Source organism: Paenibacillus albidus (assembly GCF_014644435.1).
Lineage (GTDB): Bacteria > Bacillota > Bacilli > Paenibacillales > Paenibacillaceae > Paenibacillus_AQ > Paenibacillus_AQ albidus.
On the sequence record NZ_BMKR01000010.1, the window covers coordinates 120043 to 135654 of the forward strand.

Annotated in this window: 17 protein-coding genes; 7 read left to right on the forward strand and 10 right to left on the reverse strand. The window is 50.3% G+C overall.

The genetic code is table 11. The features are described 5' to 3' along the window. Positions 1 to 81: 81 nt before the first annotated feature. The 4 genes from IEY53_RS13980 to IEY53_RS13995 all read left to right on the forward strand — a co-directional run bounded on the left by IEY53_RS13980 (position 82) and on the right by IEY53_RS13995 (position 2789). Positions 82 to 324: a FeoA family protein gene (locus IEY53_RS13980; protein WP_229696145.1), complete on the forward strand. Its 243-nt coding sequence runs from the start codon at positions 82 to 84 to the stop codon at positions 322 to 324. Then, positions 321 to 2333, forward strand: a complete 2013-nt coding sequence (gene feoB, locus IEY53_RS13985) for a ferrous iron transport protein B (protein WP_189025838.1) — start codon at positions 321 to 323, stop codon at positions 2331 to 2333. The genes IEY53_RS13980 and feoB overlap by 4 nt, the downstream gene beginning before the upstream one ends. Positions 2334 to 2355: 22 nt before the next feature. Further along, positions 2356 to 2535, forward strand: coding sequence for a FeoB-associated Cys-rich membrane protein (locus IEY53_RS13990; protein ID WP_189025840.1), 180 nt, complete (start codon positions 2356 to 2358; stop codon positions 2533 to 2535). A gap of 107 nt (positions 2536 to 2642) precedes the next feature. Further along, positions 2643 to 2789, forward strand: coding sequence for a YbyB family protein (locus tag IEY53_RS13995; protein ID WP_189025842.1), 147 nt, complete (start codon positions 2643 to 2645; stop codon positions 2787 to 2789). A gap of 122 nt (positions 2790 to 2911) precedes the next feature. On the opposite strand, the gene IEY53_RS14000 is transcribed toward IEY53_RS13995, so the two are convergent. The 5 genes from IEY53_RS14000 to leuB all read right to left on the reverse strand — a co-directional run bounded on the left by IEY53_RS14000 (position 2912) and on the right by leuB (position 9095). Then, positions 2912 to 4420: a leucyl aminopeptidase gene (locus IEY53_RS14000; RefSeq protein WP_189025844.1), complete on the reverse strand. Its 1509-nt coding sequence runs from the start codon at positions 4418 to 4420 to the stop codon at positions 2912 to 2914. Positions 4421 to 4568: 148 nt separating this feature from the next. After that, a complete protein-coding gene (locus IEY53_RS14005; protein WP_189025846.1) occupies positions 4569 to 5672 on the reverse strand; it encodes an ATP-binding protein in 1104 nt (367 codons plus the stop codon). A 906-nt stretch (positions 5673 to 6578) separates the two neighbouring features. Then, entirely contained in the window at positions 6579 to 6986 is a 408-nt protein-coding gene (locus tag IEY53_RS14010) for a hypothetical protein (RefSeq protein ID WP_189025848.1), read from the reverse strand. A gap of 236 nt (positions 6987 to 7222) precedes the next feature. Next, positions 7223 to 7762 carry a peroxiredoxin gene (locus IEY53_RS14015; RefSeq protein WP_189025850.1) on the reverse strand — a complete coding sequence of 180 codons (540 nt, stop codon included), beginning with the start codon at positions 7760 to 7762 and terminating at the stop codon, positions 7223 to 7225. A gap of 250 nt (positions 7763 to 8012) precedes the next feature. Next, a complete protein-coding gene (gene leuB, locus IEY53_RS14020; RefSeq protein ID WP_189025852.1) occupies positions 8013 to 9095 on the reverse strand; it encodes a 3-isopropylmalate dehydrogenase in 1083 nt (360 codons plus the stop codon). 263 nt (positions 9096 to 9358) lie between these two features. On the opposite strand from leuB, the gene IEY53_RS14025 reads away from it, so the two are divergent. Then, positions 9359 to 9784: a hypothetical protein gene (locus IEY53_RS14025; protein WP_229696146.1), complete on the forward strand. Its 426-nt coding sequence runs from the start codon at positions 9359 to 9361 to the stop codon at positions 9782 to 9784. Between the two features lie 88 nt (positions 9785 to 9872). Here the strand turns inward: IEY53_RS14025 and IEY53_RS14030 are convergent, their stop codons facing one another. Continuing rightward, a complete protein-coding gene (locus IEY53_RS14030; RefSeq protein WP_189025854.1) occupies positions 9873 to 10106 on the reverse strand; it encodes a KGG domain-containing protein in 234 nt (77 codons plus the stop codon). A gap of 199 nt (positions 10107 to 10305) precedes the next feature. On the opposite strand from IEY53_RS14030, the gene IEY53_RS14035 reads away from it, so the two are divergent. Next, positions 10306 to 11286 (forward strand): aldo/keto reductase, encoded by a 981-nt coding sequence (locus IEY53_RS14035; RefSeq protein WP_189025856.1) that lies wholly within the window; start codon positions 10306 to 10308, stop codon positions 11284 to 11286. A 97-nt stretch (positions 11287 to 11383) separates the two neighbouring features. Here the strand turns inward: IEY53_RS14035 and IEY53_RS14040 are convergent, their stop codons facing one another. The 4 genes from IEY53_RS14040 to IEY53_RS14055 are packed head-to-tail and all read right to left on the reverse strand — an operon-like array spanning position 11384 to position 14064. Then, a complete protein-coding gene (locus IEY53_RS14040; RefSeq protein ID WP_189025858.1) occupies positions 11384 to 12487 on the reverse strand; it encodes a DUF4097 family beta strand repeat-containing protein in 1104 nt (367 codons plus the stop codon). Positions 12488 to 12505: 18 nt separating this feature from the next. Beyond that, on the reverse strand, positions 12506 to 13003 hold the full coding sequence (locus tag IEY53_RS14045) for a hypothetical protein (RefSeq protein ID WP_189025860.1): 498 nt from the start codon (positions 13001 to 13003) through the stop codon (positions 12506 to 12508). 36 nt (positions 13004 to 13039) lie between these two features. Further along, positions 13040 to 13501 carry a zf-HC2 domain-containing protein gene (locus IEY53_RS14050; protein ID WP_189025861.1) on the reverse strand — a complete coding sequence of 154 codons (462 nt, stop codon included), beginning with the start codon at positions 13499 to 13501 and terminating at the stop codon, positions 13040 to 13042. Next, positions 13498 to 14064: an RNA polymerase sigma factor gene (locus tag IEY53_RS14055; protein ID WP_189025863.1), complete on the reverse strand. Its 567-nt coding sequence runs from the start codon at positions 14062 to 14064 to the stop codon at positions 13498 to 13500. The genes IEY53_RS14050 and IEY53_RS14055 overlap by 4 nt, the downstream gene beginning before the upstream one ends. A gap of 361 nt (positions 14065 to 14425) precedes the next feature. Between IEY53_RS14055 and IEY53_RS14060 the strand changes: the two genes are divergently transcribed. Beyond that, the gene (locus tag IEY53_RS14060; RefSeq protein WP_189025865.1) at positions 14426 to 15571 is read left to right on the forward strand and encodes a response regulator; all 1146 of its coding nucleotides are present in this window, start codon (positions 14426 to 14428) and stop codon (positions 15569 to 15571) included. Positions 15572 to 15612 lie beyond the last annotated feature (41 nt).

Consider the following 15612-nt stretch of genomic DNA (forward strand, 5'->3'; position numbering starts at 1 on the left):
TCACAGAAAAAAAGGGACAAAAGTGATAAATTACAAGAAAATCACTGAGATTGATTCTCAATCTCTTTTGGAGGAATTTAAATGGCTGTTTCCCCCTGCTCGCTGCTGCGTTTACATCCGGGCTCAACCGGCTCCATCCATAGCATTGAAGGCATGAATCCCATCCTGCGGCGCCGGCTTGCTGATCTCGGGGTATTTGAAGGTGTAGTTATCCGGCTCAAAGGCAAAGGTCCTTTCCTGGGACCGGTTACCTTAGAATGCAACGGCCAGCTGTTCGCTATTCGCCGGAAAGAAGCCTCCAGAATTGAGGTCAATGTATCATGAGCTCTATAGCCCTTGTCGGCAACCCGAATACCGGGAAAACCTCGCTCTTCAACACCCTGACTTCCTCTTATGAATATGTAGGGAACTGGGCGGGGGTAACGGTAGAGAAAAAGATCGGCAGCTTGAAAAACGGTGCCGGCATGTTGATTGATTTGCCGGGCATCTACTCCCTGCACCCGCTGTCCCGCGACGAAAGCGTTGCTGCCAGGTATCTGGTGGAAGAATCGCCGGGGGCCTTGATTAATATTGTGGATGCCTCACAGCTGGAACGGAACCTGCTGCTGACACTCCAGCTCCTTGAGTATGGCAAACCTACTTTGCTTGGACTGAATATGGTCGATGTTGCCAGCGCACGCGGTATTCAGGTCAATCCTGAAGTGCTGCAGACCTGGCTCGGTGTTCCTGTGCTCCCGCTGGTAGCCAGAACAGGAAAAGGCAGCGGACAAGTTCTTAGTCTGCTGAAGAATTCTGCTGCTATCCCTGCAGTTCATTTCAGGCTTGATTACGGCGAGCCGGCTGAGCAAGCGATCGCCGCAATCGAGAAGATGCTGCCTGCCGGCGCCTCTTTGCCTGATTCCCGCTGGGTTGCCCTCCAGCTGATGGAGCAGAATCCGGTTATTCTGCAGATCCTGAAATCACAGCTGGACGTAACCCCGCTGCTCGCCATCTGCGACGTTTGCCAGAGTGAGCTGCAGAGCAAGAAGCTGGCCTTGACGCTTCCCCAGTGGATCCGCTCAGTACGGATGGATTATATCCGCTCCTTGTGCCAGGCGGCGATGGATACCACAGCACGCAAACCTCACAATTTAACGGAAAGACTGGATGCGCTGCTGACCCACCGTTTTATGGGATTGCCTCTCTTTATTTTCTTTATGTATGTTTTGTTCAAAACGACCTTTGATTGGGTTGGCGGGCCGTTGTCCGACATCCTGGACGGCTGGATCTCCGGTCCGATCAGCGATGGCGCAGGCACCCTGCTTCAATACCTTGGGGCCTCTAGCTTCGCCCACGCGCTGGTTGTTGACGGAATTATCGGCGGGGTCGGCGGGGTTCTCGTGTTTGTCCCGCAAATCTTCATCCTGTTCCTGATTATTTCCTTTCTCGAGGACTCCGGTTATATGGCCCGTGTCTGCCTCCTGATGGACAGCACAATGGAGCGTATGGGGCTTAACGGAAAAGCCTTCATTCCGTTCATTATCGGCTTTGGCTGCAATGTCCCTGCCATTATGGCTGCCCGCAGCATTGAACAGCCAAAGGACCGGATGCTCACTACATTGCTTATGCCACTGATGTCCTGTTCAGCCAGACTGCCGGTATATGCTCTGTTTGCCGCAGTTTTCTTCCCGAGCCGGCAAGCGGCAGCCGTCTTGTCCATGTATGTGCTGGGTATCGTATTTGCGCTGATTCTTTGTAAAGTATTCTCTAAATTTCTCTTTAAGAATGAGTCCTCCATCTTTATTATCGAGCTTCCCCCCTACCGTCTGCCGCAGATTAAGACCTTGCTGCGCAGCACCTGGGAGAAAGGCAAAGGATTCCTGCGCAAGGCCGGAACGATCATTCTCGCCGGCTCCGTAATCATCTGGCTCATGTCCTATGCCGGACCCGGAGGGCTGGATGTAGCCATGGATGACAGCTTTCTGGCCAAATTTGGCGGCCTGATTGCCCCACTGCTGCAGCCGCTCGGCTTCGGAAACTGGCAGGCCGGCTCAACACTGGTTCCCGGTTTTCTGGCTAAAGAAGTTATTGTATCGACCATGAATATTATTTATCACGCACCGGATACGGCCGGGCTGGAAACCCAGATTGCCCAAGTGTTTACACCGCTGAGCTCCATTAGCTTCATGGTATTTATCCTGCTCTATATTCCTTGTCTGGCAACAGTAGGCGTGATCAGAAAAGAAACAGCTTCCTGGAAGTGGACGTTTTTCTCAATGGGCTACAGCCTGGTGCTGGCCTATATCGTTTCTTTTGTTGTGTTCCAAGGCGGGCGTTTGCTTGGATGGTCCTAAATGTGAAAGCGGGGTGCAGTTCATGATTAACATTCTAATTATAGGCGGAGTCTTCGGATACTCAGGCTGGATGATTTACCGTCATTTTCAAAAAGGCAAAAAAGGAGCCTGTGCTGGCTGCGACAAAGGAAAAACCTGTGCGGCAGCCTCACTGGATTCGCCCTTTTCCTGCTCGGGAGACCCGGTCCGCAACAAATTATAATCAAGTGGTAAATTCAGCAAAATCCATAAACTCGTTTAATTTCCCCACGTTACGGGTATGTTTGTTATAAGCAACTGCACCCTGAAACCACCAAGGAGGGAACTACAATGAACACCAAAAAAACGTTATTCACCACAGTGGCACTCGGAGCAGCCTACTTATTGAAAAACAAGAATACCCGTGACAAGATTATGCACGGAATTCAGAACTTCACTTCACAGATGAAATCCAAGAAATCCGGCAGTACTTATTAACTTTAAGTCTCTTTGAATGATCAGACTGACCATGCTAAAGGGGTAACCCGGCAGACCTTTACGGTTGCCGGGTTACCCCTTTATGGGTTGCCTGCTGTCTCTTCCCCTGCCGCTGCCTTGCACTACTCCTGATGCCCGCTTTGGCTTAGCAGCCATTCCAGCAATGTGCGTACCATCACGCCGGAAGCTCCTTTGGGATTCACGCTTTGTTCCTTGCCCAGATAAGCCGTCCCGGCAATATCCAGATGAATCCAAGGCAAACCTTCGGCGAACTCGCCGATGAACAGGCCGGCTGTAGTCGCTCCGCCGTACCTTCCCCCGGAGTTGCGGATATCAGCAACTTCGCTCTTCAGCGCATCGCGAAATTCCGGGTATGAAGGAAGCGGCCAAATCTTTTCCCCCGCCCGGCGGGATGCCTCCAGAAATTGCTGCAGGAATGCTTCATCGTTCGTAAGGGCTCCTGTAGCGGTATCCCCCAATACTGACAACACAGCACCGGTTAATGTGGCTACATCAATGAGCCGCTCTGCTCCCCAATGCCGGGCATACGTAAGCGCATCTCCCATCACAATCCGGCCTTCCGCATCGGTATTCAGCACTTCTATGGTGCGTCCGCTAAGTGAAGTAATAACATCGCCGGGTTTAAAGGCATTGGCAGAAGGCATATTCTCTGCCGAGGGAATGACCATAAGCACGTTCAGTTGTGGCCGCAAGCGGCCCAGAGCCTCCATCACGCCCAATACGGCTGCCGCACCGCTCATATCGCTGATCATATTCTCCATACCGGCCGCTCTTTTTAGAGAAATCCCGCCCGTATCAAACGTGATCCCCTTGCCCACCAGCCCGGTGACATTGTCCCATTGCTCTGTACCCTGATATCGGATAACGATCATTCGGGATGGATTGGCGCTGCCTTTGCCGACTGCGGTCAAGCCGCCCATGCCTCTTTGTTCAATCTCACGCTCATCCAGTACTTCGGCCGGGAACCCGTGCCGTTCAGCCACCTCAATCGCTGCCACCGCGAGATCCGAAGGAGTCATCAGGTTACCGGGGGTATTGATTAAATCACGGGCCAAATTTGTCGCCTCTCCAAAAGCCATCCCCTTCAGGATGCTGCGGTCCCAGCGTCCCGCTTCAGTCGCTTCTACCGGTTGCTCCAGCTTAAACAGCACCGCTTCCAGACCCGCATACTCCAGCTGCTCCTGCTTGTACCTTCTGCGCCGATAAGCTCCCAGCAGCAAGCCTTCCGTCAGGGCAGAAACAGCATTCCCCTGAGCCTCCCCAAACATTGTCCTGAGCTCTTCAGGGAGCAGGAGGACCAGTCTCCGTGCTTTTATTCGCAGGGCAGCCCGTGCAGTCTGGGCCGCCAGCTCCCGCAGTCCCTCGGTTGTCAGAGCGCCGTCCCCTCTTCCTGCCAGGATAGCCGCAGGATATGGCCCTTCCAAGGGGAGGACATACGTCTCAGCGTGTCTCCCGCTGAAGAATCCGGCTGTCCCCAGGGCAGCCACCCGGTCCTCCCATTCCGCAGCCCCTCCGCCGGACTTCACCTGAGTCTCTGACAGAATAAATACCAGGGCATCCCCTTTCCACGAGGCTGACGGCTTACCACTGCTCCATTCAATATTCAACATGTGTTCCCTCCAGCTATTGTTACAGAAGTCGTATGGTCCATTCTAACACACAAAGGCTGATTCCCTGCGGCAACGCACCGCAAAAGATCAGCCTGTTGTTCTCTAAATACGGCCTTCACTTCATTGCCGTATTACTGTCACCACTGAGCTATTGGATTAACGGCAGGGAGATTACAAACCGGGTTCCTTCGTTCACCCGGCTGCTGACTGAGATACAGCCCCCGTGATTCTTGACTATCCGGTCACTGACTGACAAACCCAGCCCCGTCCCATTCTCCTTCGTCGTAAAGAAAGGACTGAACAACCTGTCCAGAGTACAAATATCCATCCCCTTGCCATTGTCAGAAATAAAAATACGGACCTCAGCGCCTTCTCTCCGCGCTCCGATCTCAATCGTTCCCGTATAGTCATCAGATCGTTCTGTAATCGCTTCCATAGCATTTCTTATCATATTAAGGATAACCTGCTTCATTTGCTTGACATCAACGGAGATGGCCATGTCGCCTTGAAGCGGGTGAAGATGAATCTGACAGCCTTTCATTAAAGCTTCACTTTCGGTTAACAAAACCGCTTCCTTAAGCAGTGCCGATACTGAAATCATTCCTACTTGGGGAACGGAAGGCTTGGATGACATCAGGAATTCATGAATGATATCATTAGCCCGGTCGATCTCTGCAAGAATAATTCTGGCATATTCATCCTTGCCCAGCTGGTGAAGATGCGGCCGCAGCAGTTGTATAAAGCCGCGGATAGCCGTCAAGGGATTGCGGATCTCATGGGCGATGGATGCGGACAGTTTGCCCAGCATAGCCAGGTTGTCGTTCTGATAGGCCGTTTGCTCAATCAGCTTGTAATCGGAGATCTCCTTGACCGTAAATAAATAATAACCCTTCATTGTCTCACCCGACGAGAGCGACACCCGCCAATAACGTCCGAACTCGTCCACAAATTCGTAATTGGGTTTCCCCTTGTAGATCATTTCCCGATAGCTGCTCAGCAATTGTCTTTTCTTGAAGCGGTTTAACTGGATATGGGACAGGAGATGGGCCATTGTACATCCCACAAGAGAGTGACGCTGCAATTCAAGCATGCCGTACATCTGCTTGTTGACAAAACTGATGACCCCCAATTCATCAAACAGAATGATTCCACTGTCAATGTTCTCCAAAACATCCTCATAGGTAGCGTCCAGAAGTCCGGATTGAAACGTTCTTGCCGACAAGAGTAAACTTTCCTGATATTGGCTTATCACGATATTAAGTTCCCCCTTCTACTGCATTTGACGAAGGCGTCAGGCGACAGCAAATTGCTATGTATTTAAGTATATGACGAAGACGCCAGAACATTCGGTAACCGCTCCCTATTATCCAACCGTTTCAACTATATTCCAATCATATCCAAGAGAAGAAGACAACGCAATCAGAGAATCTGTCGAATGCCAAAAAAATTTATAAAATGATTCCAAAGACATACTCCATACCCTTAATTCCTTCACATCACATGTTACATCTGCTTTGATTTCCTGAAAACTGAACAAAATCACCCTACGGGTGAATAACAACTCGGAGCTTACGAGGCACGAATTTTATACAATAGGCAAGATTATCGTCATTTGGCTTGCTTAGAGCTCACATTGTTGTACACGCGCACAACTCTCGCCCATATAGCGTGGTTAGGACATGCATTGTTGACCGTGCGATTTTGCGTGGGTCCCTCAGCGGACATGATGAGGTTCCTTCACGATCTATCCGCGGCTGATGCGGACAGGAAATCTATTGGGGAGGATTCAGCTATTTAGCAGGACAAACGGACAGAGATTCCGCTATTGGGGAGGATTCGGCTATTCAGCAGGATAATCGGACTGAGATTCCGCTAATTGCCTATTTCCCCTCATTCTAGGCTCAATCGAACGATATAACGGCTCCTGAGTCCAAATCCCCCAGGAAATCACACTTTTTCGCAAAATAGGGTCTTCTCTGTCCGCTTCACTCCGCGGATGGAGCCCAATCCCACTGCACCGCTATATCATCTGAAGGTTCCAAGATATCCACAATTTTTTACATTGTATAATTTCCTATACAACAAGAAAAAGCCTCCGTTGCCATGGAGGCTCTTCTCAAGAAGCTTTTTCGTTCATTACACACGTAACCGGTGGGAATCAGGCTTTCTGCTGCAGACGATGGCGGCGCTGGCTCATCACGGCCAGACGTTTCTTCAGTTCCCGTTCCCACTTGGCATCCTCAATCTGCTTGGCTACAGCCAGCAGGTCCAGCGCCATATCAATCTGGCTCTGAACGATGGCCAGTGGATCTTCACTTTCCACATTGATCACGTTCTCAAAAATCGCCGACTCGTCCTCCAGGACATAATCCTGGAAATCCACATCGGTAACCCCGTCACCATGCGCGTACTCCGCCAGAATCTCATATTCGCTCTCAACTTTATAATGAACCTCTACCCGGTGGCATACCGGACAAAAAAGCAGGGGAACATTATGGACTTGCGTGCGATAATGTTTTAGGGTTCCCTTTGTTCCTACCATACTCGCTCCACAGCAAAAGCTCATACTTGTTCACCCTCCTTGGTTAATTCCAATGGTTTCATATTATTGTATTGCCTTATTCCTTTGGAGATTCCTCTCCTTGAAGCATATATTAACCTTTACCACTATTTTCAAACACGTTCTGGCGAGCGAAAAGGGGTTTTGTTGCAAAAAACCCCCTTGCCGGAAAAATCATCCGTAAGGAGGTTCACATTTGTCTATCAAAGATCATTACTTATGGTCTCGGAGACAACCGGAATTTACAGGTTTTTGTCGCCTGGCTTCCAGTTCATGGCACACAGTCCACCGGACTGCAGTGCTTGCAGAACACGCAGTGTTTCTTCCACGCTGCGGCCTACATCATTGTGGTTGACAACTTGATATTTCAATTCGCCTTCCGGATCGATAATGAACAATCCGCGCAAAGCAATACCTTCTTCTTCAATCAGAATGCCATAGTCTTTGGCAACCTTCTTGGTAAGGTCTGCTGCCAGCGGGAAGTTCAATTGGCCCAGGCCATTGGAATCCTTAGGTGTGTTGATCCAGGCTTTGTGGCTGTGGATCGAATCTGTGCTTGCACCAAGAATTTCAGTATCCAGTGCAGCAAATTGGGCTGCCGCATCACTCAGAGCTGTGATCTCGGTTGGGCATACAAATGTGAAGTCAAGCGGATAAAAGAACAGTACCAGCCATTTGCCGCGATAGTCGGACAAGCTTGCTTTACCAAAATCCTTCCCATCACCCGATACGGTTTCCATTGTAAAATCAGGAGCCGGTTTACCTACCAAACGTTCTGCCATTGCTGAAATCCTCCTTTGATTATGTAAGAAAAACACTATCCGCACGCAGTCCTGTACTGAACTGTCGCACATTATGCTTTTCTTGATATATAAGCTTAGTAACTAGTGTTGCTGCTACATAACAAATGGTATCATCGTACAAAATCAAAGTCAATATTACAGTGATTACTTTTTTATAATTATTATAAATAAGCAATTTTTTGTGACGTTTCAGTCCCCATTTAGAACGCTTGGACCGGATTAAGCCCGCTTACGCTTTACGGATTGCAGCCGCGATAAGGTCACCCATTTGAGTAGTACTGATGGCTTTGCTCTTGTCTACAGCAATATCACTTGTCCGGTGTCCGGCATCCAGCACCTCTGCCACAGCCGCTTCAATTGCAGCCGCTGCATCTTCATATCCAAAAGTCAGGCGGAACATCAGAGCCAGCGAAAGGATCGTTGCGATTGGATTGGCAAGTCCTTGTCCGGCAATATCAGGTGCCGAGCCATGTACCGGCTCATAAAGGCCATAACTGCCCTCGCCCATTGAGGCCGAGGCCAGCATGCCGATCGAACCGGTCAGCATCGCAGCTTCATCGCTCAGAATATCACCGAACATGTTCTCCGTAACAATTACATCGAAGCTGGAAGGACGGCGCAGCAACTGCATGGCACAGTTATCAACCAGTACATGCTCCAGCTCCACATCCGGATATTCAGGGGCCAATCTGTTCACAACCTCACGCCATAGACGCGAAGTTTCCAGGACGTTGGCTTTGTCTACGCTGGCCAGCTTTTTGCGGCGTTTGCCGGCGATTTCAAAAGCTTGGCGCACAATACGTTCTACTTCCGTTACGTTGTATACACAGGTGTCTACCGCTTCTTCGCCATGCTCGCCTTGGCGGCGCAGCTTCTCCCCGAAGTAAATGCCTCCGGTCAATTCGCGAACTACCATCAGATCCGTGCCTTCCAGCACTTCCGGCTTCAATGTTGAGGCATCCTTCAGGCAATCAAATACAACGGCCGGACGCAAGTTGGAGAACAAGCCCAGCGCCTTGCGAATGCCCAGCAGCCCTGTTTCCGGGCGAAGCTCCTTGGAATTGTTGTCCCATTTCGGGCCGCCGACGGCTCCCAGCAGCACAGCATCGGCGCTGCGGCAAATCTCCAGCGTATCCTCCGGCAGCGGTGTTCCCCGTTCATCAATGGCGATCCCGCCAAACAGCGCATGTTCGGTTTCGAACTTGTAGCCGAATACCTCTTCCGTAACTTTTAATACTTTTTCCGCTTCAGCCACAACTTCAGGACCAATACCATCCCCTGCAATTACGGCAATTTTCTTAACCTCACTCATCCCAGTCACTCCTCAAGTGGTCTGCAGCTCACAGACATAGTTCTTCTGTATATTGTTTTATCATAATGGAAGCCAAAGGACAAAGATACACATTCTATGGAGCTTATAGGTTTAACCTATAAGAAGTCATAACAGAACGGCTATGTCATGCAACTTTTTTCGATATAATCCGTATAATAAGTCGGGCATTTCGCTTATGATGTCTTTATATATCAGGGAAAGCAGGGTGAAGCAAGCTGGAAGACGAATTATTTAACCAGACAGTGTCGGACCTGTTAGGCCGATCAAGGAGCCAGGTAACCGTCACCCTGGAACCCCGGTTCGCCGGAAACCGGCTGGTCGGCGGGAAATATCATATGGGCAGCCATACTATATATTTGTATAAGGATCAAATTAAAGAGCAATGCTGCAAACTGTTCGGTTCAACGAACAGGCTGAAAGAATATATAGCTGTTATCCTCGCCCATGAGCTGGGACATTCCGAGGATGTGGAGCTGGAGCAGCTGGCCCTGGCTTTGGAGGAACCCTTGACGGCCCGGCAACAGGCAGAGATCAGGCTGCGGATTGAAGAAAATGCCTGGCATTATGCAGCTGTTTTGTTAGCGGATATGGACACCTCCTTTCTCCAGATCATTATAGAGGAATCTCTTTTCAGCTATCGCCGCAGCTTTGAGCTTAGTATTGCTTAAGAGAATATAAATACACAAACAAGATCAGGCCACGTAAGAGGGCCTGATCTTGTTTGGTTAGTGTTGATTACAGCTTATATTGGCTTGCTTAATTATCACGTTGACGGGCCCGGGCTTCTCCGCCTTTGCGCCCTGCCTCTTCACGGCTCATTTTGCCGTTGTCGTTTCCATCGCCTTGACTGCTGCGGTCGCTTCTCGCTTCGCCGCCTTCATGTCCAATCTCTTGATAGAACTCACGGTCATGGTTTCTGGCCGTTGCTTCGCCACCCTTACGTCCAGCTTCTTCGCGGCTCATCTTCCCATTCTGGTTGTTCTGTGCCATTTCGAATTCACTCCTTGTTGGGTATTGAGTATTTTTGTTACATCCTTATTTTACCCGGCTCGCTGGAAACAAAACACCCACTTGAACAAGTTTTACCGCTTCCGTGTTCATTTGCCCTTCCTCTGCCAGAGGGTTACAATTAATAAGTAGTCCAATATTATAGCTCTCTTACTCAAACCCATTGAAGGAGTGATAACGAGTGCAATACGCTAAACTTGGCAAGTCCGGGATGAAAGTCAGCCGCCTGTGTCTGGGTACGATGAATTTCGGTCCGCAAACGGATGAGAAGGAAGCCTTTCGAATTATGGATGCCGCAGTGGATGCGGGAATTAATTTTTTTGATACTGCCAACGTTTACGGCTGGGGGGAGAACTCCGGCCTGACAGAGACCATCATCGGCCGCTGGTTCAAGCTGGGCGGCGGACGGCGGGAAAAGGTTGTACTGGCCACCAAAGTCTATGGTGCGATGAGCGACAAGCACGATGGCCCCAACGATGAAGGCGGTTTATCGTCGTACATTATCCGGCGCCATCTGGAGGCCTCCCTGCAGCGCCTCCAGACCGATCACATTGAACTGTACCAGATGCATCATATAGACCGCAGTGTCTCTTGGGACGAGCTGTGGAGCGCCTTTGAGCTTGCTGTGAGCCAAGGCAAGATCGGTTATGTCGGGTCCAGCAACTTTGCAGGCTGGGATATTGCCGTAGCCCAGCAGGAAGCAAAAGCACGCGGTTTCCTGGGGCTTGTCTCGGAGCAGCATAAATACAGCCTGACCTGCAGACTGCCCGAGCTTGAGGTTCTGCCCGCCTCCCGGAATCTGGGCTTGGGGATTATCCCCTGGAGCCCCCTGGATGGAGGCCTGCTGGGCCGCAATGCCCTCAAGAAGATCGAAGGCAGCCGCAGCGGCGGCAATGCCGAGCGTGTAGAGCAGCATAAGGACCAGTTGGAGGCTTTTGCGGCACTGAGCCAGGAGCTTGGGGAACCGCAGGACAACATCGCCCTCGCCTGGCTGCTGGCGAATCCCGCTGTGACCGCACCGATCATCGGCCCCCGTACGCTGGAACAATTCGAGAGCGCCCTGCGCAGTCTCGACGTTGTGCTGGACGAGTCTGTGCTTAAACGCCTGGATGAAATTTTCCCCGGCCCGGGCGGGGAAGCGCCCAAGGCTTATGCCTGGTAAACATCGGCATACCGGAAGCAGGTCATTTATATATTGACGCTATACACAACAAAAAAGCCGTTCCCGGTACATAGCCGGGAACGGCTTCTTTACTATTTTATTGACCGGTATCCACAGTTACACTTCCATTGCTTGAGGATATGTTTACCTCGTAGGTTCCTTTGCCCAGCACAGCGGTTCCATGATTATTGTCTTCTCCCTCTTCGAGTACCCAGGGGAGATTTCCTTTCAATGAACCACTGCTTGAATCTCCGGTTACCTTGGCATCCGTATCTGCCGGCACACCAAGCACAACCTTGCCGTTGTAGGAGGTCAGCTTCCAGTCTCCCTTTACTGCCGAGTTGAGCGTGATTCTGCCATTGCTGCTCTTGGCTGTCAAGGCACCGTCAATATTATCGAGCGTCATGGCTCCGTTGGAGCTGACCAGCTCGGTCTCGCCCTGTATGTTCTTAATCGTGAGTGACCCGTTGCTTGAGTGAGCATTCAGGCCCCCTTGGATATCTTGGATATCCAGCTTGCCATTGGAGCTGTCCACCGTTAAGCCGGATTGAATCCCGGAGGCTTCGATAGAACCGTTGCCGCTCTCCACTTTAACAGCCAGATTCTCAGGAAGATTAACGTTCAGATAGGCACTTTTGGTCACGAAGCCGATCTGAATATTGGCCAGCCAGTTGTCATTCTCTTCCATCTCGAGAACCAGCGTATCCTCTCTGGTTGAGATCTTCCATCTTTTCTTCAGCTCCTGAGCGGCCCCGCTATCGGAACTGCCCGAAACCAGCAGGCTGCCCTCATATTGAAGCGCGCTTCCGGCAGCCTCGCCGATCACTTTAATCTTGCCATCCGGAATAATGATCTTAACGTTTGTGATCTCAGGGCCGATCTCCTGTGTTCCGCTAAGCGGAGCCAGCCTGTTATTGCCAAGAAAACCGCTTAACGTGCCCCCGGCCAAAACCGTTTGGCCGGCACTTGCCGCCACCAGCAATACAATCAAAACAACCGCCCAGCCGCTTATACGGCTTTTGGTATCGGAACGAACAAACAATCTAAGCAGCATTTCTACCCCAAACAGGATTAACAAAGCCGGCCACAAGTAGCCCAGCGCTGCGTACGTTATAAGCCCATATTGGGCCATTGCGACAATGATCCCTACTGCGATACATCCCAAGGCAGCGGTAAAGCTGCCAATTTTCCATCTCCCCATGAAAGACTCCCCGTTTCTCTATACTCTAGGATTGCTCTTTAACATTTTGAGCCCATACCCGATCAGTCCCAGGGACAGCAGGATGGTTCCGATCTCAATCTGGTTCAGGAAGCTCCATACCGCCGGAAAGACGGTGATCAACAGCATCAGAATTCCTGCAGCCACACAGCCAAAACCTATCCAGGCCGGATTTACCTCATCATGCGGATAACCCGGAGCAGCGTGCATATCCATCATCCATGGTGCACCAAAGCCGTCCGGATGGAACATCATCCGCTCATGCTCGGCCGCCGTCAGCTTCATCCAGGCCACCTTTTGCAGTGCATCAAACAGTTGGTAGAACCATAGCGCAGCCAGAACGAATGGGAAAATCATCGGCTCGGCCGGAATAAAGATGATGCACAAAGAGGCGCCAAGCATATACTGCACACCAAGTTTTTTGAATCCCAGATACATATGGCCTACCCCCGGAAGCATAGCCAGAAAAAAGGTGAGCCAGCGTCTTTTCTTAATCATACGACATCCTCCAATATTTGTAATAATATTAGTTATCTATTTGTATCCTTCCGAATGGAACCAAGTGGTGACGGATGTTGACACGTGACCGTTTATTTCGGTAATCCCATATGCCAAATTCTCAAACACCCCAAACTGCATCAATAAAAAGGTCAGGCAGGCAGCAAGACCATAATGCATCCACGCTGTCTTGGGAGCAAAACGGCGTCTGGCCATTGTCGCTTTGACGGTCCGCTCTCTGCGCCCTGTCTCCAATTGCTCGATATGCGCCATTACACCCCCCGCAAGATCGGGAATGTCCATCGGAAGTATATCCTCAAGGATGTCCCTGTGAACCTCCATATCTGACCACATGGCCGACATTTCCCTGGCTTCCTCCAGCCATTCAGCGCAGTCGGGACACGACTCTATGTGCAGACGGATACTCCGTTCCATCTCGGGTGTCATCAAGCCATCAATATAGTGCGGCATCCATTCCTTAACCGTTGCACATTTCATCGCCATTCCTCCCCTGTCTTGCGCATCATCTGCCTCGCCCTGTATAGCTGTGATTCCACTGTTTTGACAGAAATCCCTTTCTGATCTGCAATCTCCTGATAGGAATGCCGCTGAAAATAATACATCTGCACAACCGACCGGTACGGTTCCGCCAGACTATTCAGATTCTCGCCCAATTCAAAAGAAGCTTCTTTGCGAAGCGCCTCTTGCTCGGGTGTTTGCGACGTTACCCAGTCATTCTCCGTATATTCGGCCATACTCCGGTGCCGCCATTCCCTGTCATTGGCCCGTTTCCAGTCCAGGCAGGTCCGGTAAGCAATCCGGTACAGCCAAGTGGAGAAAGAGGATTGTCCCCGGAAGGAAGGGAGTGCTTTATAGGCTTTGATAAAAACCTCCTGGGCCATATCCTTGGCCGACTCGGCTTCTCCTGTAATCTTAATGCATACTCTGTACACCATGCCCTGATACCGTGTCACCAAATGCCCAAAGGCCTGATGCTGACCGTCCAGCACGGCAGAAATCCACTCTGCCTCTTCCAGTGTTCTCCCCTCCTCCAGCTTCATAAAGTTAGACGCCGGTAATCCGCCTATCCCTGCAGTCCCGTACAAATAATTTATTTAAAAATAACGAAAAAATGATTTTCTCTAAATTCTGACAACAAACCTGTATATTTTTAGAAGGAAAACGCCGGATTTTGTCGAAATACTTTATCTATTATAACAAAATGAAGACCTCTCTTATGATTTCTAAAACGAAATAATTAAAGCAACCTGCCCACATTATGCTTGCAAGCTGCCAAGTGAAGACCTAAAATATGGCTGTGTAAGCTATAAGTAAGGCTCATATGATTCACTCCGGTACCCTTTTAGCCGAAATATTAAATGTACACTTTCAAATATACTGAGTCTGAGTGGTGAAACAGCAATGATCCAGGCAGTATTAGTAGATGATGAACGACTTGCCCTTATGAAATTGGAGCGGATGCTAAAGGAACATAAGTCCGTGAATATTGCCGCTGCATATACCGATCCCTCCGAAGCTGTTCAAGGAGTGGTTCAATGGAAACCCGACGTTATCTTTTTGGATATTGACATGCCTGAGCTGAACGGGCTGCAGGCCGCGGAAATTATGCAGGGGCTGTGCCCTGATGCCGATATTGTGTTCGTAACAGCATATAACAATTATGCGATGGAAGCCTTTGAAGTAAATGCTCTGGATTATGTACTGAAGCCTGTGCAGCACGAACGGCTGATCAAGACGGTCCAGAGGCTGGAGGATCGGCTTGCCTTGACAACCACGGCCTCCAAACCGGAGGAGGAACTAATGATCCGCTGCTTTCAGTCGCTGCGCTTCGACCGCGGAGGGCAGTCCGTAACCGGTCTGCGTTGGCGGACGACCAAAGCCCAGGAACTGTTCGCCTATCTGCTGCACAACCGTAACCGATTCGTCAGCAAAGATACGTTAATTGAGTTGCTCTGGCCTGAGTTCACCTTCAAAAGGGCCTCGACCCACTTATACACGACGATCTATCAAGTGCGGCAATGTCTCAAGCAAAGCGGTGTCGAACTGCAGATCAATAACTTCAGCGGCGGGGAAGGTTATACACTGGAGACGGGTTCAATGCTTGTCGATGTGACCCAATGGGAGAACGGCATTCTTAATCTGGGACCCATCGGGGAACACAACTGTGCAGAGCATCAGCATTTGTTCGATCTTTACACCGGTGACTATTTCGGTGACTATGATTACCTTTGGGCTGAAAGTGAACGCCAGCGTCTGCGGACAATCTGGCTGCATCATGCAATGGGTATAGCCGATTATTATACTAACAGCCGTAAAATCCCCGAGGCGGTTACTGTCTATCAGCGGATCGTGCAGCTGCAGCCTTATTTTGAGCAGGGATATCTCGGTTTAATGAAGGTCTACGACAGCATAGGGGAACGTATAGCGGTAGAAGAACAATATAGAATTCTCACGGATTTGCTAAGGGGAGAGCTCAGTATCCAGCTGCCGGACAATATAGAGCGCTGGTATGAGCAGTGGAAGATGCAGAATCTGCGGAGCAGCTAAACAAAAGACAAAGACACCCGGATGATTCCGGGTGTCTTTGT

Coding starts and splice junctions, on each gene's coding strand:
- IEY53_RS13990 (WP_189025840.1), top strand. CDS start 2,356: ATGATTAACATTCTAATTATAGGCGGAGTCTTCGGATACTCAGGCTGG.
- feoB (WP_189025838.1), top strand. CDS start 321: ATGAGCTCTATAGCCCTTGTCGGCAACCCGAATACCGGGAAAACCTCG.
- leuB (WP_189025852.1), bottom strand. CDS start 9,095: ATGAGTGAGGTTAAGAAAATTGCCGTAATTGCAGGGGATGGTATTGGT.
- IEY53_RS14055 (WP_189025863.1), bottom strand. CDS start 14,064: ATGAAGCTGGAGGAGGGGAGAACACTGGAAGAGGCAGAGTGGATTTCT.
- IEY53_RS14060 (WP_189025865.1), top strand. CDS start 14,426: ATGATCCAGGCAGTATTAGTAGATGATGAACGACTTGCCCTTATGAAA.
- IEY53_RS14010 (WP_189025848.1), bottom strand. CDS start 6,986: ATGAGCTTTTGCTGTGGAGCGAGTATGGTAGGAACAAAGGGAACCCTA.
- IEY53_RS14045 (WP_189025860.1), bottom strand. CDS start 13,003: ATGATTAAGAAAAGACGCTGGCTCACCTTTTTTCTGGCTATGCTTCCG.
- IEY53_RS14050 (WP_189025861.1), bottom strand. CDS start 13,501: ATGAAATGTGCAACGGTTAAGGAATGGATGCCGCACTATATTGATGGC.
- IEY53_RS13980 (WP_229696145.1), top strand. CDS start 82: ATGGCTGTTTCCCCCTGCTCGCTGCTGCGTTTACATCCGGGCTCAACC.
- IEY53_RS14040 (WP_189025858.1), bottom strand. CDS start 12,487: ATGGGGAGATGGAAAATTGGCAGCTTTACCGCTGCCTTGGGATGTATC.
- IEY53_RS13995 (WP_189025842.1), top strand. CDS start 2,643: ATGAACACCAAAAAAACGTTATTCACCACAGTGGCACTCGGAGCAGCC.
- IEY53_RS14015 (WP_189025850.1), bottom strand. CDS start 7,762: ATGGCAGAACGTTTGGTAGGTAAACCGGCTCCTGATTTTACAATGGAA.
- IEY53_RS14000 (WP_189025844.1), bottom strand. CDS start 4,420: ATGTTGAATATTGAATGGAGCAGTGGTAAGCCGTCAGCCTCGTGGAAA.
- IEY53_RS14030 (WP_189025854.1), bottom strand. CDS start 10,106: ATGGCACAGAACAACCAGAATGGGAAGATGAGCCGCGAAGAAGCTGGA.